The organism is Haematospirillum jordaniae (genome assembly GCF_001611975.1).
GTDB lineage: Bacteria > Pseudomonadota > Alphaproteobacteria > Rhodospirillales > Rhodospirillaceae > Haematospirillum > Haematospirillum jordaniae.
Genome location: NZ_CP014525.1, coordinates 1,674,098 through 1,697,035, shown reverse-complemented (window position 1 = coordinate 1,697,035; position 22,938 = coordinate 1,674,098). Strand labels below are relative to the sequence as shown.

Here is a 22,938-nt window from a genome sequence, read left to right as displayed (position 1 = left end):
AGAATACGCAAGTACACACATTAATAGAAAGAAATTTAGAAACAGAGATGCCACAATCTGTGGCCCAATCGCAACACTCATAATAAATACAATTCCATTATCAGCGAAGTGCTTGCATAGAATGTGCTAAACACTATCATAGTGCTCTGTTTTCTGCCTTGGCATTTTGGGAGGACCATGTAATGCGCGTTATTCATGCGCTTGTAGCAGCTGGCATCGCAGCAGCTTTACCTTCTGCTTCGCAAGCACAATGGTATGTCGGTGCTGATGCCGGAATGGGCTTCAACCAGAAGGCTGACGTTGAAAAGAACGGCACCAACCTAGAAACAAGCTACAAGTGGGGCCCCGCTATTCTTGGGCATGTAGGGTACTCCTTCGGCCACCTCAAGCTGGAGGGCGAGCTGGGATGGCGGCGCAACAGCGTCAAGGATGTATCGCACGCCAACGGTAGCGGCCATACCAGCGCCTATAGCACCATGATCAACGGCGTTGTCGACTTTGTGCCGGAAGGAAAGTTCCATCCCTTCGTCGGGGCCGGGATCGGCGTAGCCAAGATTGACACCAGCATGGTTCGCTCTGGGGGTGCCGACCGCTACAAGGGCGATGGCTGGCAGTTTGCCTACCAGGCATTCGGTGGTGCAGCCTACGATATCAGCCATAACTGGGCCATAAGCGCACAGTATCGCTATTTCGGCACCATGGACTACGAGGTCAAGACTCCTGCAGGCGCAACATTGGATGCCGAGTATAACAATCACGCGGTGCTTGTTGGCCTGAACTATAGCTTTGGCAAGGCATCTGCGATGCCACCGGCACCAACAGCAGCCGACCCCGCTGCCATGCACAAGAACTACATTGTTTTCTTTGACTTCAACAAGTCAGAGCTGACAAAAGAAGCAACAGCCATCCTCAATCAGGCGGCTGTCGCCATCAAGAAAGGCCACATGGCACGCGTATCCGTAACAGGTCATACGGATCTTTCCGGCAGTGCGGACTATAATATGAAACTGTCCAAGCGCCGCGCGGAAGCTGTGAAGCATTATCTGGTTCGTCAGGGTCTCAAGTCTTCGGAAATTTCCGTCGTGGCAAAGGGTGAGTCCAATCCCTTGGTGCCCACGGCCGATGGTGTTCGCGAGCCGCAGAACCGTCGGGCAGAGATTGTCATTCCTTAAATACGGCTTGTTTATGCATAGCAAGGCCCCGTTTTTCGGGGCCTTCGCTTTTGTCAGAATGCATTCCAATACTTGAAAAGCGCATGAATGTGCTCTATCTAGGTACACGGTCTATTTGCTGACACTCGTGGAAAGAGGTATGAGCGCGCGTCTTCTTCAGAGATCCATCCTTGCCTTGACCCTGCTTGCATTTGTATGCCTTGCGCAACAAGCCCTTGCTGCTTGGAGCTGCGTACCCTACGCACGATCAATATCCGATATTCATCTACAGGGCGACGCGTGGCGATGGTGGGATGCCTCAGTCGGTGTTTATCAGCGGGGCAAGAAACCTACCGTCGGATCCGTTCTGGTGTTTAAAAGAAGTCCCATCATGCGGCGTGGGCATGTTGCTGTTGTGCGCTCTGTTGAAGGAACACGGAAGATCCTTGTTGATCATGCCAACTGGAGCCGTAGCGGCCGTATCGAGACGCAGGTTGCCGTTGTTGACATTTCACCCGGTAATGACTGGAGCCAGACAAGAGTCTGGCACTCGCCATCAAGGACTTTGGGCTCCACAATCTACCAAACCGCAGGCTTTATCTATCCAGAACATGCCAGCAGCGCGTCGCTGGACAAAAAGCCTGGAAACGCACATCCCCTTTGATCTTCGACAAGATGCAGAGCTATGGAGCACCAACAAGACGGTCCCGTCACGGTCCATGTCGATAGTGAGCCTGAAGACAGAAAAGTCGAACAGCTGCGTGCAAACCTGAGGTCATTCAATCAAGCCTGTATTGGCCCATATGATGCACATCACCTTTTGGTGACAGCAAAGTCTCTGAACGGGGAAATGATCGGCGGCATCCATGGGTATATACAATTTAGCTGGCTGCACGTCCACTTGCTCTGGGTTGCCCCTGCATGGCGCAGGCAGGGCATAGGGTCGCGCCTGTTGTCTGGTATCGAGAAAAAAGCCCAGTCTATGGGAATATCAAGATCCAGGTTGTCAACGGCTGATTTTCAGGATGGACTACACCTCTACACAAAGCATGGGTATACAATATTCGCCACCCTACCCTTCTCTTCTACCGGCGGAGAGGATCAGCACATAGAATACCTGATGCAGAAACAATTCTCATGACAGAGCAAAAAACCTAACTGCCACCGAGAGAAGCATCCAGCTCGTCAATACGGGTTAGAGCCAAGTCATTCAAGCACGTCAGACGCATCAAATCGTCGGCTTTCCCGGTTTCAGGATCCAGCGCATTCCAAGCGCACTCGGCCTCGCGGTATCGATTCCAAGCTGACTGGGCATTCTGCAAGGCCTCGTGAATCGAGGCCGGCACTGTGCGCATAACCCGCCGCATCATCCCCTCTAAGGCAGATTCTGTTCGCTTGAGCTCATCCTTGGCGCACGAAACAAGTTCAGCCTCCAACTCTGTCGTCTCACAGTTGACAGGCGATTTCGCGGTTGCACATGGCACCGCCACGGCCAAACAGACAAGAAGACATGCAACCGACCAAGCTGGGAAAGTCATCCCTAATCCACCTACCACATAACGAGTCCCTGCGATGATAGCGACACTAGGCTCATACGCTCAAGTAGATTGCACAATGATTACACAGAAGCAACTAACTACACCACCATCTCGTCTCGCTCCTCGGTCACAGCAATAACGGCAGGATTCAAAGTATCTACAACGGGCGGAATTTGTGTACCCGCACCCTTCTTTTCAATCCACCGCATAATAACAGCCGACAAGAATGGAATGGCCTGAACAGCAACGGTTGCCGCAAAAACATCCTGCTCCATAATATCAAGCGGATTCATGATAAAAAGAACAGATGCTGCAACAAGCAAACAGCACCCAAGTATGCTTTCCCCAAAAACCGGACTATCACGAAACCGGGACTGACTCTGCGCAGATACCTGATCGCTGTTCCGTCCCTTTTCCGTACGAATAAAGGGCAGATTGTCCTTGACAAGACCGGTATACACGGCACGCCCGACAACAAGCTGCAAGCTCATAGCGGCAATAGCCGCTCCAAAAATTTCTGGCACCGCCGCTCTTACACGCTTTCTATAAAGAAGAAAGCAGTGGAGGATATTAATCGCAAAACTGGTCAGTATAGGAATCGTCAAGGACATCATGGGAAGAACCATGCCGACAAAAACGATCATGGGAACCCAAACAAGATTCAACATGGCCACCATAACGCCAAGCGCATCAGAAAGCCAAAAGATCCACCCTGCTATAAACTGCCGCCGCTGCTGTGGTGTCAGTGTCTTGGAGTTCGGCATCATATGCCGGCGATGCTTTTTGATGATTTGCACAGCACCATACGCCCAGCGATGGCGCTGTTTTTTGAAGGCATCAAAAGTGTCAGGCAACATCCCCCAGCCGTATCGCCGATTTGTGTATGCCGCTTCGTACCCGGCTTCAAACAAACGGAGACCCAGCTCGGTATCTTCGACAATAGTATCTGTAGACCAGCCGCCAACCTCGTCAAAGGCCGCACGCCGCACCATTAACATGGTTCCATGTGCAATAATGGCATTGTCTTCATTACGTTGAACCATGCCGATATCAAAAAAACCGGCATACTCCCAGTTCATCATTGACTTGAAGAGACTCTCATGGGCATCCCTGTGGTCTTGGGGAGCCTGCACCAAGGCAATTTCAGGGTCTTTGAAACAGGGGCAAAGATCTCTCAGCCAATGCGGATGAACCGCATAATCAGCATCAATAACCGCAATAATGGAAGCGTCATGCGCTGTAAAGGAATAGGCCATAGTCATAGCGCCGGCCTTGTATCCAGTAACGCGTGGCAAATAAATAAACTTGAATATTTCACGACCCAATTGGCGATTCAAACATGCGCAATGATCCGCCACCGGTCTCCAATACATAGATTCCGTTGTGTTGTTCATGATCACCAGAACCTCAAAGTCTGGATAATCAAGGTCGGCACACGTGGTCAGGGTATGCATCAGCAAAGTAGGGTTTTCACGATAAGCCGGCACATGAATGGAAACCTTAGGACAAAACGCATCATCGCCATGCACCTGACCTACACGAACAAGCCGTTTTGGCTTTAAACCAAGCAAAACCTCGCTAATCTCGTTAACCTTTGCCAACGTCATGATGGCGAGGGGAATAACCATCAACACCCCCATGAACCACATGATCCCTGTTCCAAAGTTCATGTAGTTCGTGAAGGGATAGGCCCCGGCCAAAGCAATACCAGCCGCAAATCCGTTGGCCGCAAGCGCATAGATAAGGGCATGCAGAAGGGTTGGCCTTTGGCGACGCAAGCCAAGTATTGTCAGGCATGCGCCGATGATCAAGGCGATCACGGCGACCCGGTCATACCGAACCTCAAAACGCCCTTCCAGAGGAAATTTCAGGTTCCGTGCGGAATCAAAAATGCCCCAATAAGCCCCAACTGAACCTTCATTGACTTTCCAAGGCTGATCAAAAGCTTCAATGATATTGTATTCCACACCACGCCGATGCGCCTCACGAATAAAGCCACGAATAACTTCGGCTTGCACATGACGTCCCGTATCGGCGGCTTTGAAGTTGTAGCCTTGGCTGGGCCAACCAAATTCAGCAACAATGATGCGCTTGCCTGGATAGGCCTGCTTCAGGGCATCCAGTCTTTCATACGCAACCTTGACAGCCTGATCCCAAGGCACACCTTCCCAGTACGGGAGCAAATGCGCTGCAATAAAGTCAACTTCACGCACAAGCTGCGGATATTTCAGCCATACATCCCATGTTTCACCAGTCGAAACGGGAACATTCACACGTCCCCGCGTCTCCCGCAGATAGGCTATCAACTCGTCAATTGTAATTTCAGCCCGCAGCAGGGCCTCGTTGCCAATATACAGCGAGCGTACATTCCAGTTGCCAGAGGTAAGCCGTATAGCCCGCTCTATCTCAGCCCGGTCTTCAACCAGATCACCGGACAGCCACGCCGCTGTTGTAACGTACATGGCATAATTCCGTGCGACCTCGGGAACATTTTCCAACCCGAGACGAGACGAATACAGACGTACATTCCGCGTATAATGGGACAGAAGCTCCAGATCCTGACTGATGCGGTCTATGCTGACAGATGTTCCTTCAACAGGGTCATCCCCCGGACGAAACGGGCTGAAAGACAGGGAATTGATCGGCATGTCAAATCCCTGCTCACCAACAATATCAGGAGGCACAACGGTAACGTTGGCCCCTTGCCAGACAAGGAAGTGTACGAAGGCTGCAACGAGGACAGCAAAGAAAACGCGCACCAAAGTCCCTTACCCTGAAAAAGCCCCGAAACCAGCACGAAGGTTCCGGGGCACTGAAAGCCGAGCACTATTATGAGAGCACAGTACGGCGTAGCCGGACCGGGCAAAGATCAAACCTAAAGAGGGCTGTTCCAGCAACGATCAACCCGGGCAGCCATATCTTCTGCATTCAGGGCTCCCGCAGATGCATCAGAAATCACACAACGAAAAGATGGCCCAATATGGTTCTCCTTGCAACCAAACAACCGATAAAAATTCATGAATCGGTTGGCTTGATCTACATCATCCCTGGACAAAAGACTCAAGACTCTCTTGCCAATCCAAGCGCACTCTCCAGATACAGCGGGAGACGGTGCTTTTTTTGCCGCACGCTGGGCCTGTGCTCCCTTTGCCGCATCCTTACCAGAGGCAGCGACCTGTACCGAAGACCCAGGGACAGCGCTGTCCCTTGAATCATCAGCGTTACGGGCAAAACCAAGGCTGGAAAAGCCAAGAGCACAAATAAAAACAAACACGGCAAAAGCGCACAGGGATTTTTTCATATTTCTGAATTCCTGAACAAGGCAACACCTACTCACACCAGAGGATCCAACGAACATCCCCGCACCGAACAGGCGAGGCTGCATGGTAGTCTAAATCCCCAAAAACTCAATACACTATAAATCACTGTTACTAATAGGTTTTCCTGTTTCACAACAGAATGCGGTACAAAACTGTCAGGGCACTCCCTGCAAACCGGGATGCACGTCAGACAATAAATCCCCACACCAAGCAGATCGGAAACCTTTATGCCCGGCATGTCTCTGATGAGAGAGAAAAACACATAGCCGGATACAAATCCGCCTGAACGGGGAGAGGTTGATTATTCGCCCCAAGATAGAATAGATTTCTGCATACAATTAAAAACCATTCGACTTTGGACGCACGGATTTCCAAGCGTTACAGGGACGATAACACGAGGGATGAAATGACCTACAACCCCGGCCCCGAGGTCTGCGCTGGCGGACTTGATCATGAATACACGCTTGAAGATCGCTATAACCGCACGGAAGGGCGCGTGTGGCTAACCGGAACCCAGGCCTTGGTGCGCCTAGTCCTGATGCAAAAAAGACGAGATCTACAAGCCGGCCTGCAAACCGAGGGCTTTATCTCAGGGTATCGCGGCAGCCCATTGGGAGGATACGACCAAGCACTCTGGCAAGCCCGCAATCTGCTTCTGGCCTCAGGCATCCATTTCCAGCCTGCAGTGAACGAAGAATTGGCAGCCACTGCCATTCTTGGAACGCAGCAGGTTGAAAGCAGTGGTGAAGGTCGGGTCAAGGGCGTCTTTTCACTGTGGTATGGCAAAGGCCCCGGCCTTGACCGGTCCGGCGATGCCATAAGGATAGGATCGGCGTATGGCTCATCCCCAAACGGGGGTGTTCTTCTGGTGGTCGGAGATGACCACGGCGCTGTCAGCTCATCCATGCCTTTCCAGTCCGAGCAGACCTTTGCATCATGGAACGTACCGGTCTTGCACCCGGCCAATATAGCGGACTACCTGGAATTTGGCCTGTACGGGTGGGCCCTCTCCCGCTTCAGCGGGACCTGGGTTGGCTTCAAGGCTATTTCCGAGACTGTGGAAAGCGCCTGTTCCGTCGATATCAATCCACACCATCTGCACATCTACAGACCGGATGATTTTATAGCTCCCCCCGGAGGACTGCACTACCGCTGGCCCGACATGCCGGGCCCCGGCCTAGAAGAAAGACAGTTTGCCAAAAAAGAAGCTGTTCTGGCCTTTGCACGGGCCAATCCTGCCCTGAACCGATACCTTGGCAATCAGGACCAAGCCGTATTTGGCATTATCGCCACCGGCAAGGCCTTTACGGACCTGAAAGAATCCCTGATGCGCCTGGGGCTGGGAATAGACGATCTTCAACAGCGCGGCATTCGTATTCTGTGCCCTGGACTGACATGGCCACTGGAGCCGGAATCAATACGACGCTTTGCGCATGGACTGCGTGAAATTCTTGTTGTTGAAGAAAAGCATAGTTTTGTTGAAGAACAGGTTAAATCAATCCTGTACGGGTACAGAAATGCCCCCCTGATCACAGGAAAAACAGATGGTGCAGGGCAAAACCTTCTCCCCTCATCGGGTGAGTTAAGGCCATCGCGCATTGCTCCGATCCTTGTTCAACGACTTGGCCATCACATTCCTGATCTTCTTGAACAGCTGAACGGCAAGCTTGCCACAATCGCTCCCCCGCCAGGCTCTGGCCAGTCACCGTCCGAAATCCGTCGAATTCCATACTTTTGTTCTGGCTGCCCGCACAGCTCCTCGACACTGATTCCAGAGGGCGCAAAAGCCTTTGCCGGAATTGGTTGTCACTTCATGGCCAGCTGGATGGACCGGAATACCGGCGGCCTAACCCAGATGGGAGGAGAAGGTGCGAACTGGGTGGGGCAAGCTCCGTTCAGCCTGCGTACTCATGTCTTCCAGAATATTGGCGATGGTACCTTTTTTCACTCCGGCAGCTTGGCCCTCAGACAGGCTGTTGCCGCAGGAACAACCCTGACCTACAAAATTCTGTTCAATGATGCTGTTGCCATGACCGGGGGGCAACCTCACGATGGCAATCTGACCGTTGACCAGATCACACGGCTGGTTCATGCCGAAGGCGTACGGCGCATTGCGGTTGTCACAGATGATCCGGATAAATATCCACGCACCCTGAACTTTGCACCGGGCGTCACGATCCATCATCGCCGCGATATCAACCAAGTACAGCGGGAACTTGCAACACACCGGGGCGTAAGTGTACTGGTCTATGATCAGATGTGCGCCGCAGAAAAACGACGCAAGCGCAAGCGGGGTCTTCTGGCCGATCCACCAAGACGACTGATGATTAACGAAGCTGTCTGCGAGGGGTGTGGCGACTGCGGTGTACAGTCTAATTGCCTGTCCCTTCAACCTGTAGAAACACCTGCCGGACGCAAAAGGCAGGTCGACCAATCGTCCTGTAACAAGGATTTTCTGTGCGTCGATGGATTCTGCCCCAGCTTTGTCAGTATCCGCGGCGCTGAACTGCGCAAGCCCAAGGGCGTGGACGAGACACCGGATCTGGCAGCAAGGCTTGCAAACCTGCCGGTACCCCACCGCCCCTCTGTCCTTGAGAAACCATGGGAAATTCTGGTCACCGGCGTCGGGGGAACAGGCGTTGTGACAATCGGGGCGTTGCTGTGCATGGCAGCCCACCTTGAAGGCAAAGGGGCCAGCGTTCTGGACTTTATGGGCTTTGCGCAAAAGGGGGGGAGCGTTCTCAGCCACGTGCGCATTGCCTCGATACCCGATGCCCTGAACCAAGCACGTATAGACAGAGAGCAAGCCGATGTCCTGTTGGCCTGCGACATGGTTGTGGCGACCAGTCCGGACTCTCTGGGAACCCTGCGTCCCGGGTACAGTCAGGTTATTTGCAATACCTTGGAAATCCAGACCGGATCTTTCACACGTGATCCAGATTTCAGCGTACAGGGCGACCGTCTCCTGTCCATCCTTGAAGCCTGTGTCGGGGCCGGATATGTACAGCGGCTTAACGCAGGTCAGTTGGCGACAGCCCTGACGGGCGACAGCATCATGGCCAATATTTTCCTGCTTGGCTTTGCTGTCCAGAAGGGCCTTGTCCCCGTCAGCCTAGAAGCTCTGGACCGGGCAATTATGCTCAATGGCGTCGCAATAGATGCCAACCGCCGCGCTTTAGCGTGGGGTCGCCTAGCTGCCATTGACCCAGACTATGTCCAGTCCGTGGCCAACCGGGGAAGAAAACCTCAACAGGATACAGATGACCTAGATACGGTCATCGCCAACGCAACCCGCCATCTGACCGATTGGCAAAATGAGAAATGGGCAGAGGAGTATTGTTCTTTTGTGGAGCAGGTAGAGAAACAGGAAGCACAGATTTCAGATAAAAGGGAACTGACGCTGGCTACGGCCCGCAACCTAGCAAAACTCATGAGCTACAAAGATGAGTATGAGGTTGCAAGACTCTATACAGACCACACATTCCGTGAACGCCTTCGCCAGACATTCGGAGATAGCGCCAGAGTATCCGTTCACTTGGCCCCTCCGCTCCTAGCTTGGCTGAATCGTCCGGGAAGCAAGCCCCGCAAATACGAATTCGGGCCATGGATTTTCGCTGTTTTTAACATCCTCGCCCGCCTGAAGATGCTGCGCGGGTCATGGCTTGATCCTTTTGGCTACACCAAGGAACGTCGGACAGAAAGAGCCCTGATTTCTGAATACCGCCATCATATTCGTGAAGTCTGTACCTCCCTGCATCCTGACGCTCTTCATCTTGCCGTGGAGATAGCCTCCGTTCCGGAGCGAATACGGGGTTTTGGCCATATCAAGGAAAAAAGCATTGAAAAAGCACGTGAACAGTGGCGGTCCCTGATCTGGAAGATCCGGGAGACAGGCAAAGGGCGATAAGGCAATAGCGGAACACCCTAGGGATGCTTAGAAGGCCCTTCCGGATGCCTCTTGGAGATCCAGAAGGGCCTTAATGAACGGAAATAATGGCCTGTCCCGTATCAAGGATTGCAAAAACTTTGTTAGCCTGCTACACCTCGGCGGCTTGGCAGTGATTGCCAAGGAATTCTTTGCGATTGTGCGCAGATGTGCATACCGCTTCAAAGCGGCGGCCGTCGATATGCCTTGAATTCCCTCTCCTCCCGCTGGTTGCGTGCCCCAGGGGCGCCCTTTTATGTGGCCATTCCCCCTTCTGCCATGAGCATGCGGACAGGGCGCGGCCTGTTTTGAAAGAATTCCGTCGACCATGACCCCATTTTCTGATCTTGGCCTTGACCCGCGACTGCTGAAAGCGCTGGAAGAAGAAGGCTACTCCATACCAACTCCCATTCAGGGAAAAGCCATTCCTCCTGCCTTGGAAGGACGTGATGTTCTTGGCCTCGCGCAAACGGGAACCGGAAAGACCGCTGCTTTTACCCTGCCCATCCTGCATCGCCTGGGCTGCAACCCTATGCGCCCTGCCCCACGAACAGCTCGGGCACTGATCTTGACCCCAACGCGCGAATTGGCCGTGCAAATCGGGGACTCCTTGGCTGCCTATTCCCGCTTCATGCGCCTGAAGCGGGCCGTGGTGTTCGGCGGCGTTGGCATGGGCCCCCAAGTACGATTCATGAACAATGGCGTTGATGTTCTTGTGGCAACTCCCGGTCGCCTTCTTGACCATGTCAATCAGGGCACAATTCGCCTGAACGGAACAGAAATTGTTGTTCTGGACGAAGCAGACCGCATGCTTGACATGGGCTTCATCCATGACGTCAAACGCCTGTTCCGAGACCTGCCGCCCAATCGTCAAACGCTGCTGTTCTCGGCCACAATGCCACGGGCCGTAGAGGAACTAACCACAGATTACCTGCGGGAAAGCGTGCGTGTTGAAGTGGCGCCACAGTCCACGACAGCAGAAAGAATAGAACAGCGTGTCCTGTTCGTGCATCGCGGTGACAAGCGCGATCTCCTTACAGACCTGCTCAACAGCAATGAAGTCAGCCGGGCCATTGTCTTTACACGCACCAAGCACGGTGCCAACCGGGTTGTTGAGCACCTGAGCGAACAGGGCATCAGAGCCGATGCCCTACACGGTGACAAATCCCAAGGTGCACGTCAGAAAGCGCTGAATGGCTTCCGCAAGGGTATTGTTCGTGCGTTGGTCGCAACCGATATTGCAGCCCGCGGCATCGACGTTGATGGCATAACCCACGTCATCAACTATGAACTGCCGAACGAACCCGAAAGCTATGTACACCGGATCGGACGCACTGCACGCGCAGGCGCAGGCGGCATTGCCCTGTCCTTCTGTGACAACGAGGAAATTGCTTATCTACGGTCTATCGAAAAAGCTATCCGGATGCAGGTTCCGATGGAACTGGAGCACGCATTCCACAATACAGACATAGCAAGCCTTTATGCCAGCGGACGCTACGTTGCCCCTCCCAAGCGCGGGGGTGGCGGTGGTCGCCCGGGCGGCGGACGCCATCCTGGAAAACCGGGCGGTGAACGTACACGCCCCGGACGCGACCGCGACGACCGCAATGCCTCCTTCTCTGGTCGCACACGGGATGACGGGCAGCATTTCTCGTCACGCCGGAACGAGACTACGCAAGGAGAAGGCGGCAGAAGGCCACCACGTGAAGGACAGCAGGCACAGGACGGATACCGCGCCGGCAAACCATTCCGGCAGGGCGAAAGACGCAGCTTTCATGCGGATGATCGCTCTGGCGGTGAACGGCGCGGCCCTGACCGCGAGTTCGGCCAGAAGCGCGGGTTTGGTGGACGCAGCAACATGGAACGCCGCTTCCAGAACCGTAAGCCTGCCTGATCATTGAATACAGAGGAGAAGTCCGGCAATCCCAGACTTCTCCTCTCTCATCTTATTCAGGCGCAGTTGTATGGTCTGCACGCAGAACAATTTTTCCCAATCGCCGCCCTGAAGACGTATCTATGACGTGCAAGCGATCGGCTCCGCCGCCGCCAACACGAACGAGCAGGACAGAGCCAGCAAGAGTGGCCTGCATAAGAACCGCTTCTGGCCCTTCATCCAGACTGACTGTTCCAAAACCGGGCCCTGAAGCCACAGGGATTTGCAGCAGCTCGCCAGCTTTTTCAGCGTGCTGTTCCTGTTTCCCAACCCCGGCAAGCAACCCGTAAGCCAGAAGGGCAACGCCCAACAGGATGAACAGGCCCATTGCCAGGACCAAGACTTTCAATGCCCTCATAATACTGCTATCTCCAACCCTCATTGATGCAAACCCATTGCAGGGCCTGACTGTGACCCAACCACCACGCCACCCCAATTCCCCCGAACTCTCTTCGTATGAAGATGAAGATATGTGCAACGAAGAGCTTGAAACAAGCCCAACAACACTTCTTGTAGCACTGGAAGACGCGGGGGAGCGACTGGACCGCTGGCTGGCTGCATCACATCTGGACCTGTCGCGCTCCCGGATCAAGTCCCTGATTCTGGAGGGGCAGATTCAGGTAAACAGCCAGACCATAACGGACCCATCCCTGCGGGTCAAACACGGCCAGTCCGTGACCGTGGCGGTTCCAGAGACTGCACCTGCCATTCCTGTTCCACAAGATATCCCCCTAGCCATAGCATTTGAGGATGACCATCTGGTTGTAATCAACAAAGTCGCAGGAATGGTTGTGCACCCCGGCGCTGGTGTACCGGACGGCACGCTGGTTAACGCCCTACTGTATCATTGCGGGGAAAGCCTTTCCGGAATCGGTGGCATACGCCGCCCTGGGATCGTACACCGCTTGGACAAGGACACATCAGGCCTCATCGTTGTCGCGAAACACGACCAAGCCCATCATCATCTGGCCAAGCAGTTTTCTTCACGAACAATCGAGCGCACATACCGTGCTCTTGTATGGGGCGTCCCAACGCCAGCATCAGGTGACATTACAGGCAATATCGGGCGCAGCGGGCACAACCGGCAGAAGATGGCAATCGTCCGACAGGGCGGGAAACCAGCCCTGACACACTATCGGACACTGACCCGTTTGTGCAATGAACGGGCAGCTTTGGTGGAGTGTCGTTTAGCTACAGGGCGAACGCACCAGATCAGAGTTCATATGAATGCGGTTGATCACCCCCTGATTGGTGATCCTGTCTATGGTTCACCGCGCTCTATAGGAAAAGATGACGAAAATGCCCGGGCAGCCGTTACCAACTTTCGTCGACAAGCCCTGCATGCCAGAACCTTGGGCTTCGAACACCCGACAACCGGGGTATTCATGCGCTTTGAAGCCACACTTCCAGCGGATATGCAGGCATTGCTAGTAGCCTTGGGGGGTGATGCAAACTTCTTTTGAAGTTACCCACTGCATTTAGGGTCACTAATCAGAAAAACCAGAACAGCAGAGTATACATAACAGTATCGCAACAAATTTATTACAAAATCATGCCAATAAATATAATATACAATACTTTTTTATAACAAAAAAAGAATGAAATTATTACGCCTTTATACAATACTCTTTCTCTTCCATTCTTAACCTTTCATATCCACAATTATTCTTGCCGTTGTGGTGCATTATCATCATGCTACAATGCTTGCGTGCGCATTCGTTAAATGAACAGCGCCACGCAGCGCCGTTCTCCCACGGTGCAATAGGGAGCCCAAGATGACCGGCAAGATAATCACCGTCGCACAGCAGAAGGGCGGATCCGGGAAAACCACCCTAACAGCCCAGCTTGCTGTCGCATGGCGACAGAAAGGGCGCAAAGTTGCACTGGTGGATATTGATCCTCAGGGGAGCCTGTCAGCGTGGCATAGTGCACGTGAAGCATCAAACGCAGCAGGGGACTTTACTCTGCTTGCCGTCCCCGGCTGGCGCTTGGGCAGCGAGCTGGAAGTGCTGTGCCAAACACATGATATTGTCCTGATAGACAGCCCTCCCCATGCAGAATCCGAGGTCCGTATCGTGATCCGAAACGCATCTCTGGTTATTCTGCCCGTACAACCCAGCCCCATGGATCTATGGGCCATTGAGCCTACCATTGACATTGCAGCCCGCGAGAAAACCCCCGTTCTTCTGGTCCTGAACCGCGTTCCGCCAAAAGGCCAGCTGTCTGACAAAATAGCAGACATTCTGAACCGCCTTCCGGTCGTCGTATCGAAGAACCGCTTGGGTAACCGCGTTGCCTTTGCCTCGTCCATGATGGAAGGCAAGGGCGTGATGGAAACAGCCCGACGCAGCCTTGCCGCCCGTGAAATATCGGCCCTGGCTCGGGAAATTCTATCCCACCTGTCCGCTTCAACCAAAAAAGTATAGCTGAAATAATGGAGTACCAATGTCAGAGTCGTATCCGTCAAAGGTTGAAATACTGGAGAAAGAGCCTCTTCTACGTGCATACACTAAGGTCAACCGATACCACTTGCGTCACGAGTTGTTTTCCGGAGAAACAAGCCCTGTTCTGGTGCGCGATGTTATAGAACACAAACATGCTATCGCCGTCCTGCTCTACGATCCACGGGCTGACGCCGTTGTACTGATCGAGCAATTCCGGGCTCCTCCCCATATTGCCGGCATCAAAAATCCTTGGCTTCTGGAAATTGTCGCCGGCGTCATTGAAGAAGGTGAAACGCTGGAAGACGTATGCCTGCGTGAGTGCACAGAAGAAACAGGCCTTGTGCCAAAGGGGCTCTTCCATATCCAGACATGGTTCACAACACCGGGTATTTGCACTGAAACCATCAGCCTTTGGTGCGGTGCCGTGGATTCAACGAAGGCGGTGGGCACACACGGATTAGCCAATGAAGGCGAAGATATACGGGTTGTTGTGCACCCCATTACATCGATACGGAATATGCTGCGTGACACCACCATCAGCAACGGCACCACACTCATCGCCTTACAGTGGCTGCTACTGAATTACCAAGCCACACGAGACAAGCTGGAGAGAGCGTAATGGCCACGCGCAGAATGAGGCAACGGCGTGAATAATGCCCTTCCCATCCACACAAGCCCTATGCCCGGGGCAAGTTAGCACACCACCTGACGAGGAAGCGGGATCTCACGACGCAAGCCAAAAGCACCCGTTGCCACGCACGACCCATCTGGAAAGCGCCACAGCGTGGCATCATGTGGGTCCGGCTCCTGACCAGCTGCATCGACAGGAGAAACCATACCGCCGAAGCCAACGGCTATCTCCTCAGCCAAGGCCACAACAGAGTCCGGCTCCACCAAGCCGCGCCAAGCACTGCCAAAGCGATTCTCCATGGTTAAAGAAAACAGGTTCCACGCATGACTGGCTGTTGGAGTAGCAGACATACAAACCTCCCCTCATAAACAGTCGCTTGGCTCTCCATACGTCCATACGGAAAGCGACGGCGCACCCGTCAACGCCCGATCATGCAGCGCACAATGACGATGCAGAGCATTTATAACTGTTCCCTTCCAGACAGATGGATCCTTTACTCCACAGTCTGACAATTGCGATATTGGCATTATTTTGTGCGGTGCACAACAAAAATAACAGGCAATGGGGATCAAGATCTGAAAATGACCCTATCAGGGCATTAACCCTAAAAGGCTTCTAGGGTGATCAGGAATAGGCCGTAGAACTACATGCCGAGGAACAAAAAAGGGACCCAAGAGGCCCCTCTGGATACCAAATTCATTAAGACACCGCTCCCCTCGGCCGCCCGTAATGGGCGGCCGCGCCCTGTAACTGCATTATTTCCCTGAATTACGTAGCTCGGCAAAGACCGGGCTAGCTTTCATCACTTCATCAACCAGCTTCATCGTCTGGAGGTGATTCTGGTAAGAATCCCGCAAACGATCCTGCGCCTTGCGGAATTGCTCCACAACATCCCGGAGTGCGCTTTCAGCTTCTCCCAGACGGCCTTTAACGCGCGAGGCATCAGCGTGCATACGCTCTACTTGGCTGATAATGCCCACATTGGCCTCCTCAATGCTGCGACAAGCTTTCAAAATACGGAACGAGTCATGCGTAACGATCTTGGCCATGGCCTTAACTCCCCGAAAAGAGCAGAAAAGTTCTCCCCCATGGCTTGGCAGCGGGTGGCCGTTCCTCTTCAGCTGGCCCTCTGCTTCCCTCACATTGCACGTCCCCTCCATAGCGCGCCAGACAGGCAAAAGGCCCGCAGAACATAAGAACTATGCGGATTCAGACCGGTCCTAGTACGAAGGAACCGGCGAACATGATCTAAGATTGATTTAATAGCGATGAATATAAAAAATAGACACCCTCCATACTCTGGAGCGGTGTCTATCTGTCTTGGCGCGCCCTGGAGGATTCGAACCTCCGACCGGCCGCTTAGAAGGCGGCTGCTCTATCCAGCTGAGCTAAGGACGCCCAGTCAGCCAACCTTGCCAAAAGCAAAGTTATCAGCATAGGACTTTGGCTTTATATTCCGTTCCCTTGGCTCATCCACCCGCACAACAAAGCCATTCTTGCGGGCATAGGCAATGGCAGAATCGCGATCAACGAAACGCAAGCGAACCTGCTTTCTTGTATCGGATGATCCACTCCATCCCATAAGGGCATCGTGAACAACGGGAGCCTCTGACTCAAACTCAAGAATCCAGCCCCGGCTGTTACCGTAACCGGATTGCATCGCATTCTTTGCTGGTCTGTAGATTCGGGCGTTTATCGGCATAACAACCTCACAAACACTGAAACCATGAACCAAGATCCCGCACCATACGGGCCTTGTTGGTCGGGGCGAGAGGATTCGAACCCCCGGCATCTTGCTCCCAAAGCAAGCACTCTACCAGACTGAGCTACGCCCCGACCTGCCAAGGCAGGCCGGGAAACTAAGGCGAATCGCACAACAGTGCAAGAACTATCTTAACACTTTGGGCCGACAACCGACGGAAAGAAAAGAAAACAACCCGACAGCCCCCAAAGGGCAACTTTCCGGCCTAGTCCTTCGTCATTCCCCTACACCAGTCTGCAAACCCAAAGGGTACACCTGTTCTAGGAACAAACAGCGGAAACAGTCCCTAATTTTCCCGTACAGACGCTTCCGGCTGCACAGGGGCAGCTTTATTAAAGAGATCATGCGAAAGCTTATCGCCAACGCGAATACCCAACCGCGAACACGTGCCCCCGGCAAGCTCAAGAACAGCAAAAACAGGCACAGAAGGGCCACGGGGAACAAGGGAGCCCGGCTTGGCCATATCCTCAATCCAGAGGATATGGCCTCCCCGATCAGTAAAAACCATATCCAAGGGAACGAGTGTATTTTTCATCCACATACGAACAACGCGCCCCGGCGAGAAATCAAACAGCATCCCCCGTGAAGGGGCAAGTTCACGACGAAACATCAAACCGATGGCTTGGCGAGCTGGGGTGTCAGCAACCTGCACGTCGAACCGGTGCCTCTGGTCCCCGCTTGAAATATACAAGGGAACATAGGGCATCTCTGCATCTCCCCCTAACTGAACACCATCTCCTGAAACACCCGTGGCATGGCATATGTCTGCAATCAACATGCTGACAAAACAGAACAAGATCAGACCAGAACAGCGCAAAACAATCCGCCTCGCAGTGCCCCCTGATCCAGACCGGAAACACAAATTCGACAAGCAGTACCTCCTACCGAAGCAAGGCAATTATTGCCCTTGGTCCAGACGCTTCCTGGGGACCCAGGAGGTTACGCTAACCGGCTTTCCTTTATGGGAACGCAGAACCTTTGGCCGCACAACCTGATCCAGGGCGGGCGCCCCTCCCCCTTCGTTATGACTGGCTGATGATACGCTGCGCCCATAATAAGCCACCATGGACTCAAGTGAGATCTCACACCGCTTACCTATAGCAACAGCATCTTGAAAGGGTGGCTGGGCCATAATCATCCGGGCTAGATAATCGGCACCATGGGATCCAAAGCGCCGCCATATACTGTTCAGGAAGTGCTGAATATCATCCGGTAATGGGTGGGGAGCCAAGGAAGGACGACCTCCCTCAAAAATACGCCAGCTTGTTGGCTCAACAGGCCCCAGAACCGTTGCTAGGAAAAGGCAAGGAATCAGCCTCTGCCCACGGGAGAGCACGCCGTAATAGGCCTGGGACAGGTACAGGAGACGCTGCATCTTCTGGGGCTGGAGATACTCCCCATCCTCTAGGGCCCGATCCAAGAACCAAAAGGCAACATCAAAAACACTGTCACATGCGGGGGGTTTCTGAGACAAAGAAGACATAAGACCCCGTTTAAGCACTCAGGGAACGACCCGGGAACGTCACATCCGCTACACTCACGGCATCGTGAATGTTACATCCACAACACAAAATATCCGGTACCCGCGCCGTAACAAAAACAACATCACAATGAAACAAGGTAGCTGATAAGGCGAACATCACGCAACCGTATCAAGAAGGGTGCGATCCTGTTCCCTCTCAGAATCCAACAACGACGCACTTGCCTTATAGGCCGTTTCGGCAGTCTTCAGAGAAAGAATGCTGGAGGCTAGGTCAACGTTAGGGGCCGCCTGCGCAACCCCTCCAGCTCCCGGGGTTGCAACAAAAGCCGGCGTCACAGGGCGTACACCAGCAACAACACCAGATCCAGGCTGGCTGGTAAAAACAGCTTCCTGGGCAACATAACCATCGTAGCTTTTCCCGGGCTCGGGCATTGCTGCACCACTGCGGATATTGGCAATATTGGTCGCCTCAACCGCAGCCTTGATGCTGGCCGCTTTCATTCCCGATGCCGCGATACTGCTGATGTCCGACATAGGCCAACCCCCAAAGACAACGCTAAGCCAGTACGCTGGCGCACCACATCATATGCATGACCATGAACATTGCGGTATGGGGAAAAGGGACCAGCCTTCAGCCCTAGAAAAGGCGGCTGTAATTGGCTCCAACCTGCCGCTGAACGCCCCCCGATGACAGGACCTTCACAACTGCGTCGTAGAAAAAGGCTCCATCTTTGGTCGAAACATTCTGCATCTGTACATCATTACGGGAACGCCAAGAAACAAGGAAACCCGATACCGCAGACGTCGTCAGAACACCACCAAAATGAACACCGGACCAGCGCCCGGCCCCATCAGACTCTTGCTGCGCAGGCTGGCGCCCCTGTAGATCGTCCCACGTGTCGGCAAAATGAAGGGACTCATCCTCTGGACCGACACCCCGGCCTTGCTGCAGACTGGCAACTTGGCTGAAGCTTTGCGCCGAAGACACAGGGTAGCCACCGGCAAGCCTCGACGAAGACGAGACCGGAAGAGCTTGTTGCCCTTGTCCAACTTTGGCGACCATACCAGAGAGATCCTTACGTTCTGCACGAAATGCCCCCGCCCCACCGGGAGGAAGCAAATCAAAAGCCAAAAAACATGCGGAAGAAGCAGCCGAAGCACAGGGGAATCGGCACGCCCTGTACACGCTATGTTCTATAATCATTCTACATCAAACAAATAATCTGTCAAATTCTCTATCAAGGCGCGTCACTTAGATACCGTTATTTGCGACTGACCATCAGAATGGGACATAAAGAACAGAGGCAAAGAGTGACCAAAGGTAGATCATGGCAAAAAGGGCGGCCAATCCAATAAAGTCTGCTGCGTAGTGCTGAAATCGCATTCCTGACACCGTGTTCTCTTTTTGTTCTCATAAATCTGCACATAACAGACCTGCCCGTCAAGCCTTGGCAAGCATGGTTGTCGGAATGTCATTTTTCTGCTTTAAACCGGAACATGAGCAAACAACATACATGGCCTGATCTCAGGCTGTCTGTCGCCCCGATGATGGACTGGACGGATCGTCACGACCGGGTCTTCTTGCGCGGGATTACGAAGTACACACGCCTTTACACGGAAATGGTCGTGACAGGGGCCGTTTTGTATGGGGACAAACACAGGTTCTTGGACTTTGATCCGCAAGAACACCCCTTGGCCCTTCAGCTTGGCGGCTCTGATCCCGCTGATCTGGCTCGGTGTACAAAAATTGCCGATCAATGGGGGTATGACGAGATCAACTTGAATGTCGGTTGCCCCTCGGATCGGGTTTCATCCGGGCGCTTCGGGGCTTGCCTGATGGCAACCCCCCTGCTGGTTCGGGATTGCCTGAATGCCATGCAAGAGGAAACGGACAAGCCTGTTACGGTCAAACACCGCATCGGAATTGACCAGACCGACAGCTATGACGAACTGTGCCGTTTCATTGAAACGGTTGCCGGCGGCACATGTCGTACGTTTATCATTCATGCCAGAAAAGCATGGCTGAATGGCCTTTCGCCAAAACAAAACCGGGAAGTACCTCCCCTGCGACATGACGTCGTGCATCGTATCAAGAAAGAGTTTCCTGAACTCCAGATTGTGTTGAACGGTGGGCTGGGATCTATCGATGAATGCCGCCCCCATCTGGGCATTCTGGATGGCTGTATGATAGGCCGTGCCGCCTACCAAACGCCATGGATCCTGTCAGAGGCAGATTCGCTTTTGACTGGCGACGCCGCCTTACAAAGACCTGATCGCATACAGGTGTTGGAGCGGTTCACCCCTCACATCAAGGAACACCTAGCACGCGGCGTTCCGCTCCACCACATGACCCGGCACGTTCTGGGGCTCTTTCATGGCATGCACGGTGCGCGCACCTGGCGCCGCTATCTGAGCGAGAATACATCAAGCCGTGATGCAGGGCTGGATGTCTGGGAACGTTCCATAGACATTATACGCACATCAACGGAAAAGGCTGTGTCAGAAGCCATCTGACACACTGAATCTTTCAGTGCACAAGCCGTGGGTTTGCCGACCGAAAGGTGCTCGCTTCTGCCAGCAACCAGTTCCGGAATGCCATAACCCCCGGGGCCGATGCCGTATCCGGGTTTGAAAGCAAGCACCACGGGCGGCCACTGCTGACAGAGACATCGAACGGACGCACTAGCGTACCCGTTCGCAGCTCGGAGGCTACAAAGGCACCCCTGGCCAAAGCCACACCAAGGCCATGCAGGGCTGCGTCCATCACAAGTGCCCCATGGTCCATGTATTGCTCCCTTGCCCCGCAAAAACCATGCATCCCAACGGCACGCAACCAAGAACTCCAACCCGCCGCATCAAGCTCACGGGCAGAGCTGTCATGCAGGATCGTCTGCATCGACAGATTGGCCGGAGCCTTCAGAGACATACGCAGAACGGGAGCGCACACGGGAAAGAGCTGGTCCTCAAACAATCGGCCAACACCTTGGCCATCCGGATCTGCCAAGAATACAGCAAGATCAGCATTGGTACTTTCGCTAGGCTCCCCCTTCATATCGGGCTGAACCTGAACAGGAATGTCCGGATGACAGGAGAAGAACCCCTCCAACCTTGGCGCAAGCCACTTAGCGGCGAACGGTGACGCAACAGAAACGGTCACAGGGCTATCAGGTCGGGGGCGCGCATCATTGACAGCCATCGTAAGGCGATCAAATGCATCGGTCAGCCCTGGTAAAAGCCGACGTCCAACCGGGGTCAATTCAACTGCCCTGTGATGACGCTGGAACAGCGATGCTCCGAAATGATCCTCAAGACTACGGATCTGATGACTGACAGCGGCGGGCGTAACAGCAAGCTCCTCGGCGGCACCGACAAAGCTGGAATGCCGAGCAGCCGCTTCAAAGGCCCGCAACGCATTCAACGATGGCAGTTCCCGCTTCACCGCGCCTCTCCCGAGATAGATTTTCTATCTCTTTCAGCAGACAGACTGCCAATGCCAGCCTGATAATTCACGGTTTTTTCCTGTCCAGCCCCAAGACCAACGGTAGCAAAAATAACAGGAACCCGGCAAATCAGGAACACGGACAACCGCCACAATTCCACAGGGACAACTAAAGCCACTGATATTCCAGAGCTTCTTGACACAGGCCACATGGAACAGCCGCAGGATTTTTACTTCAGAAGAGAGGTCAGCTTCATGGCCAGCCCCTTGGATCCCTCTACCTTGATCTTGCCCATGGCAAACGCGACCATAGGATCCATGTTTCCATCCATGAGCTTCAACAGGTTATCTGATGAAATCCGTATGGATGTATCGGCTGGACCATCCTCCCTGCTGACAACAGCAGGCGAAGATGTCGCGTCAATACGCAAGACCCCCTCATCCTTCAGCTCGAATTTGACAACTGCCCCCAACGTACCGATTGCCCCAAGCAGGGAACCAACACGCTCTTCAACATCATCAATGGACATGCCTGTTCCCCGTACAAAAGAACCCACCCGTTACATACGACGCGAACCACGCCTTGCCGCTTGATATCCAAATGAAGATAAGAAGCTAGGAAAGTCAGGCATTATCGCCGAACAACGCTTCTGCAAAGATGCCCTAGCCTTTATGGCACGCCCCATAGCATCAAGGCTACGGTGCAGGAAGTCCCATGTTTTTTCGCACCCATCACTTGGGTCATCAAGCCAATACAGAAGTGTGGCTGTATAAATACCCGATATGGAAGCACGCTTGGTATACCAGTTGAAATCATGGGAGGAATCGCCTGCAGCACGCCAGACAGCATCTGCCGTACGCGCTGTTGCAGCCACTGCACGCGGCACATTGGAAGGCAAGGCATAAAGCAGCAAGCCCCTACGCACAGCCTCCCGGAAACTACTCCATCGCTCAAGACGGATGCGGATAGCACGATGAAGTTTGTCCTGAACCCGGGACTTCTCCTCATCAGATACCCCCTGCATGTCCTCAATCATGAGACGGTCCGCTAGGGACGCAAAATGATCAACGGCATCGATAACGCCCCGCGGAAATAAATACCCCGGCGCGTCAGGCGGCAAACCGCAATCGCGCGCCGCCCGTTCTAGGGCAAGATCACTCCATCCATCAAACGGAACATGGGCCAAGGCTGCAAGAACAAGCCTGTCCTGCCGGGATCGCCTCTCAGCCCCAGCACTTTCTTCCTGCGGATTTGCCCCGGCTTTACCAGCATGCCCTGCCATCACAACCCCTCGGTCAAGACCATTGATAC

The 22,938-nt window shown here is 53.6% G+C and carries 25 protein-coding genes and 2 tRNA genes; 10 read left to right on the top strand and 17 right to left on the bottom strand.

From position 1 onward, the window contains the following. Positions 1-182 precede the first annotated feature (182 nt). From AY555_RS07985 to AY555_RS12340, 3 genes are all read left to right on the top strand, one after another. Positions 183-1,172, top strand: a complete 990-nt coding sequence (locus AY555_RS07985) for an OmpA family protein (protein ID WP_066135423.1) — start codon at positions 183-185, stop codon at positions 1,170-1,172. 139 nt (positions 1,173-1,311) lie between these two features. After that, a complete protein-coding gene (locus tag AY555_RS07980) occupies positions 1,312-1,815 on the top strand; it encodes a CHAP domain-containing protein (RefSeq protein ID WP_066135421.1) in 504 nt (167 codons plus the stop codon). 21 nt (positions 1,816-1,836) lie between these two features. Beyond that, the gene (locus AY555_RS12340; protein ID WP_066135419.1) at positions 1,837-2,292 is read left to right on the top strand and encodes a GNAT family N-acetyltransferase; all 456 of its coding nucleotides are present in this window, start codon (positions 1,837-1,839) and stop codon (positions 2,290-2,292) included. 13 nt (positions 2,293-2,305) lie between these two features. On the opposite strand, the gene AY555_RS07970 is transcribed toward AY555_RS12340, so the two are convergent. The 3 genes from AY555_RS07970 to AY555_RS07960 form a co-directional block, all read right to left on the bottom strand. Beyond that, positions 2,306-2,689, bottom strand: a complete 384-nt coding sequence (locus AY555_RS07970) for a lysozyme inhibitor LprI family protein (protein ID WP_066135417.1) — start codon at positions 2,687-2,689, stop codon at positions 2,306-2,308. A 98-nt stretch (positions 2,690-2,787) separates the two neighbouring features. Beyond that, complete coding sequence (locus tag AY555_RS07965) at positions 2,788-5,448, bottom strand: glycosyltransferase family 2 protein (protein ID WP_066135415.1); 2,661 nt, start codon at positions 5,446-5,448, stop codon at positions 2,788-2,790. Positions 5,449-5,564: 116 nt separating this feature from the next. After that, the gene (locus AY555_RS07960; RefSeq protein WP_066135413.1) at positions 5,565-5,990 is read right to left on the bottom strand and encodes a hypothetical protein; all 426 of its coding nucleotides are present in this window, start codon (positions 5,988-5,990) and stop codon (positions 5,565-5,567) included. Between the two features lie 425 nt (positions 5,991-6,415). On the opposite strand from AY555_RS07960, the gene AY555_RS07955 reads away from it, so the two are divergent. The 3 genes from AY555_RS07955 (at position 6,416) to AY555_RS07950 (ending at position 11,828) form a co-directional block, all read left to right on the top strand. Further along, on the top strand, positions 6,416-9,916 hold the full coding sequence (locus AY555_RS07955) for an indolepyruvate ferredoxin oxidoreductase family protein (protein WP_066135411.1): 3,501 nt from the start codon (positions 6,416-6,418) through the stop codon (positions 9,914-9,916). Between the two features lie 73 nt (positions 9,917-9,989). Beyond that, the gene (locus AY555_RS11810) at positions 9,990-10,145 is read left to right on the top strand and encodes a hypothetical protein (RefSeq protein ID WP_156483340.1); all 156 of its coding nucleotides are present in this window, start codon (positions 9,990-9,992) and stop codon (positions 10,143-10,145) included. Between the two features lie 117 nt (positions 10,146-10,262). After that, positions 10,263-11,828 carry a DEAD/DEAH box helicase gene (locus AY555_RS07950; RefSeq protein WP_066135409.1) on the top strand — a complete coding sequence of 522 codons (1,566 nt, stop codon included), beginning with the start codon at positions 10,263-10,265 and terminating at the stop codon, positions 11,826-11,828. 52 nt (positions 11,829-11,880) lie between these two features. Here AY555_RS07950 and AY555_RS07945 read toward each other — a convergent pair whose 3' ends face one another. Next, positions 11,881-12,225 (bottom strand): hypothetical protein, encoded by a 345-nt coding sequence (locus tag AY555_RS07945; protein ID WP_156483339.1) that lies wholly within the window; start codon positions 12,223-12,225, stop codon positions 11,881-11,883. A 52-nt stretch (positions 12,226-12,277) separates the two neighbouring features. On the opposite strand from AY555_RS07945, the gene AY555_RS07940 reads away from it, so the two are divergent. The 3 genes from AY555_RS07940 to AY555_RS07930 all read left to right on the top strand — a co-directional run bounded on the left by AY555_RS07940 (position 12,278) and on the right by AY555_RS07930 (position 14,930). Continuing rightward, on the top strand, positions 12,278-13,330 hold the full coding sequence (locus tag AY555_RS07940; RefSeq protein ID WP_245176910.1) for an RluA family pseudouridine synthase: 1,053 nt from the start codon (positions 12,278-12,280) through the stop codon (positions 13,328-13,330). A 312-nt stretch (positions 13,331-13,642) separates the two neighbouring features. Then, the gene (gene parA, locus AY555_RS07935; protein WP_066135405.1) at positions 13,643-14,293 is read left to right on the top strand and encodes a ParA family partition ATPase; all 651 of its coding nucleotides are present in this window, start codon (positions 13,643-13,645) and stop codon (positions 14,291-14,293) included. A 19-nt stretch (positions 14,294-14,312) separates the two neighbouring features. Then, positions 14,313-14,930 carry an NUDIX domain-containing protein gene (locus AY555_RS07930; RefSeq protein ID WP_066135403.1) on the top strand — a complete coding sequence of 206 codons (618 nt, stop codon included), beginning with the start codon at positions 14,313-14,315 and terminating at the stop codon, positions 14,928-14,930. Between the two features lie 74 nt (positions 14,931-15,004). Here the strand turns inward: AY555_RS07930 and AY555_RS07925 are convergent, their stop codons facing one another. The 9 genes from AY555_RS07925 to AY555_RS07885 form a co-directional block, all read right to left on the bottom strand. Beyond that, on the bottom strand, positions 15,005-15,292 hold the full coding sequence (locus tag AY555_RS07925; RefSeq protein WP_066135401.1) for a hypothetical protein: 288 nt from the start codon (positions 15,290-15,292) through the stop codon (positions 15,005-15,007). Positions 15,293-15,697: 405 nt separating this feature from the next. Further along, positions 15,698-15,991 (bottom strand): hypothetical protein, encoded by a 294-nt coding sequence (locus tag AY555_RS07920; protein ID WP_066135399.1) that lies wholly within the window; start codon positions 15,989-15,991, stop codon positions 15,698-15,700. A 272-nt stretch (positions 15,992-16,263) separates the two neighbouring features. Continuing rightward, positions 16,264-16,340: transfer RNA gene (locus AY555_RS07915), tRNA-Arg, on the bottom strand. Positions 16,341-16,344: 4 nt separating this feature from the next. Continuing rightward, positions 16,345-16,644 (bottom strand): ETC complex I subunit, encoded by a 300-nt coding sequence (locus tag AY555_RS07910; RefSeq protein WP_066135397.1) that lies wholly within the window; start codon positions 16,642-16,644, stop codon positions 16,345-16,347. A gap of 57 nt (positions 16,645-16,701) precedes the next feature. Further along, positions 16,702-16,778: transfer RNA gene (locus AY555_RS07905), tRNA-Pro, on the bottom strand. 212 nt (positions 16,779-16,990) lie between these two features. Next, positions 16,991-17,410 (bottom strand): DUF192 domain-containing protein, encoded by a 420-nt coding sequence (locus AY555_RS07900; RefSeq protein WP_156483389.1) that lies wholly within the window; start codon positions 17,408-17,410, stop codon positions 16,991-16,993. A gap of 192 nt (positions 17,411-17,602) precedes the next feature. Beyond that, positions 17,603-18,187: a Panacea domain-containing protein gene (locus AY555_RS07895; protein ID WP_066135393.1), complete on the bottom strand. Its 585-nt coding sequence runs from the start codon at positions 18,185-18,187 to the stop codon at positions 17,603-17,605. 156 nt (positions 18,188-18,343) lie between these two features. Next, the gene (locus AY555_RS07890; protein ID WP_066135391.1) at positions 18,344-18,721 is read right to left on the bottom strand and encodes a flagellar basal body rod protein FlgC; all 378 of its coding nucleotides are present in this window, start codon (positions 18,719-18,721) and stop codon (positions 18,344-18,346) included. A gap of 103 nt (positions 18,722-18,824) precedes the next feature. Then, positions 18,825-19,250 carry a hypothetical protein gene (locus AY555_RS07885; RefSeq protein WP_066135389.1) on the bottom strand — a complete coding sequence of 142 codons (426 nt, stop codon included), beginning with the start codon at positions 19,248-19,250 and terminating at the stop codon, positions 18,825-18,827. 434 nt (positions 19,251-19,684) lie between these two features. On the opposite strand from AY555_RS07885, the gene dusA reads away from it, so the two are divergent. Then, entirely contained in the window at positions 19,685-20,701 is a 1,017-nt protein-coding gene (dusA, locus tag AY555_RS07880) for a tRNA dihydrouridine(20/20a) synthase DusA (protein ID WP_066135387.1), read from the top strand. Positions 20,702-20,714: 13 nt separating this feature from the next. Here dusA and AY555_RS07875 read toward each other — a convergent pair whose 3' ends face one another. The 4 genes from AY555_RS07875 to AY555_RS07865 are packed head-to-tail and all read right to left on the bottom strand — an operon-like array spanning position 20,715 to position 22,909. Continuing rightward, positions 20,715-21,626: a LysR family transcriptional regulator gene (locus tag AY555_RS07875; RefSeq protein WP_066135385.1), complete on the bottom strand. Its 912-nt coding sequence runs from the start codon at positions 21,624-21,626 to the stop codon at positions 20,715-20,717. After that, entirely contained in the window at positions 21,623-21,805 is a 183-nt protein-coding gene (locus AY555_RS11805) for a hypothetical protein (RefSeq protein ID WP_156483338.1), read from the bottom strand. Before AY555_RS11805 ends, AY555_RS07875 begins: the two co-directional genes overlap by 4 nt. A gap of 51 nt (positions 21,806-21,856) precedes the next feature. After that, entirely contained in the window at positions 21,857-22,156 is a 300-nt protein-coding gene (locus tag AY555_RS07870; protein ID WP_066135383.1) for an SCP2 sterol-binding domain-containing protein, read from the bottom strand. 30 nt (positions 22,157-22,186) lie between these two features. After that, entirely contained in the window at positions 22,187-22,909 is a 723-nt protein-coding gene (locus AY555_RS07865) for a COQ9 family protein (protein WP_066135381.1), read from the bottom strand. Positions 22,910-22,938: the final 29 nt, after the last annotated feature.

Bases quoted from the DNA above. Each gene is read 5' to 3' on its own strand.
- AY555_RS07955 (WP_066135411.1), top strand. From the start codon at position 6,416: ATGACCTACAACCCCGGCCCCGAGGTCTGCGCTGGCGGACTTGATCAT.
- AY555_RS11810 (WP_156483340.1), top strand. From the start codon at position 9,990: ATGAACGGAAATAATGGCCTGTCCCGTATCAAGGATTGCAAAAACTTT.
- AY555_RS07890 (WP_066135391.1), bottom strand. From the start codon at position 18,721: ATGTCGGACATCAGCAGTATCGCGGCATCGGGAATGAAAGCGGCCAGC.
- AY555_RS07865 (WP_066135381.1), bottom strand. From the start codon at position 22,909: ATGGCAGGGCATGCTGGTAAAGCCGGGGCAAATCCGCAGGAAGAAAGT.
- AY555_RS07980 (WP_066135421.1), top strand. From the start codon at position 1,312: ATGAGCGCGCGTCTTCTTCAGAGATCCATCCTTGCCTTGACCCTGCTT.
- AY555_RS07930 (WP_066135403.1), top strand. From the start codon at position 14,313: ATGTCAGAGTCGTATCCGTCAAAGGTTGAAATACTGGAGAAAGAGCCT.
- AY555_RS07895 (WP_066135393.1), bottom strand. From the start codon at position 18,187: ATGTCTTCTTTGTCTCAGAAACCCCCCGCATGTGACAGTGTTTTTGAT.
- AY555_RS07920 (WP_066135399.1), bottom strand. From the start codon at position 15,991: ATGGCCAAGATCGTTACGCATGACTCGTTCCGTATTTTGAAAGCTTGT.
- dusA (WP_066135387.1), top strand. From the start codon at position 19,685: ATGAGCAAACAACATACATGGCCTGATCTCAGGCTGTCTGTCGCCCCG.
- parA (WP_066135405.1), top strand. From the start codon at position 13,643: ATGACCGGCAAGATAATCACCGTCGCACAGCAGAAGGGCGGATCCGGG.
- AY555_RS07945 (WP_156483339.1), bottom strand. From the start codon at position 12,225: ATGAGGGCATTGAAAGTCTTGGTCCTGGCAATGGGCCTGTTCATCCTG.
- AY555_RS07900 (WP_156483389.1), bottom strand. From the start codon at position 17,410: ATGCCCTATGTTCCCTTGTATATTTCAAGCGGGGACCAGAGGCACCGG.
- AY555_RS07925 (WP_066135401.1), bottom strand. From the start codon at position 15,292: ATGTCTGCTACTCCAACAGCCAGTCATGCGTGGAACCTGTTTTCTTTA.
- AY555_RS07870 (WP_066135383.1), bottom strand. From the start codon at position 22,156: ATGTCCATTGATGATGTTGAAGAGCGTGTTGGTTCCCTGCTTGGGGCA.
- AY555_RS12340 (WP_066135419.1), top strand. From the start codon at position 1,837: ATGGAGCACCAACAAGACGGTCCCGTCACGGTCCATGTCGATAGTGAG.
- AY555_RS07910 (WP_066135397.1), bottom strand. From the start codon at position 16,644: ATGCCGATAAACGCCCGAATCTACAGACCAGCAAAGAATGCGATGCAA.
- AY555_RS07885 (WP_066135389.1), bottom strand. From the start codon at position 19,250: ATGGTCGCCAAAGTTGGACAAGGGCAACAAGCTCTTCCGGTCTCGTCT.
- AY555_RS07960 (WP_066135413.1), bottom strand. From the start codon at position 5,990: ATGAAAAAATCCCTGTGCGCTTTTGCCGTGTTTGTTTTTATTTGTGCT.
- AY555_RS07970 (WP_066135417.1), bottom strand. From the start codon at position 2,689: ATGACTTTCCCAGCTTGGTCGGTTGCATGTCTTCTTGTCTGTTTGGCC.
- AY555_RS07985 (WP_066135423.1), top strand. From the start codon at position 183: ATGCGCGTTATTCATGCGCTTGTAGCAGCTGGCATCGCAGCAGCTTTA.
- AY555_RS07950 (WP_066135409.1), top strand. From the start codon at position 10,263: ATGACCCCATTTTCTGATCTTGGCCTTGACCCGCGACTGCTGAAAGCG.